The sequence below is a fragment of the Massilia sp. CT11-108 genome (genome assembly GCF_047302915.1).
In the GTDB taxonomy this organism is placed as follows: Bacteria; Pseudomonadota; Gammaproteobacteria; order Burkholderiales; family Burkholderiaceae_D; genus Telluria; species Telluria orientalis.
Genome location: NZ_JBKYMO010001438.1, coordinates 1 through 296, shown reverse-complemented (window position 1 = coordinate 296; position 296 = coordinate 1). Strand labels below are relative to the sequence as shown.

General features: G+C 70.9%; 1 protein-coding gene. It reads right to left on the bottom strand.

Annotated features, from left to right (window positions below):
* Nucleotides 1-296: biotin--[acetyl-CoA-carboxylase] ligase (locus tag ACEN88_RS35170; protein WP_413347050.1), on the bottom strand; the 296-nt coding region annotated here is incomplete at both ends.

Sequence of the window (296 nt, the reverse complement as noted above, 5' to 3'; positions counted from 1 at the left end):
GTCGAGCAGCATGGCCATCAGCGCGTCGCGGTCCATGCGCGCGAGCCACGGCATCGCGGCGGCGCTGCGGCCGATCCTGTCTTCGAGTGCGTCCGGCATCACGAGGTTCACGCCGATGCCGACGACGGTCCACGCGGCGCCGTCCGCCGCCACCTGCGTCTCGACGAGGATGCCGGCCAGCTTGTCGCCGTCCTTGAGCACGTCGTTCGGCCATTTCAGCTGCACGCTCTGGCCGAGTTGGCCGAGCGTTTCCGCCAGCGCGACACCGATCGCGAGCGGCAGGCCGGCCAGAGCGT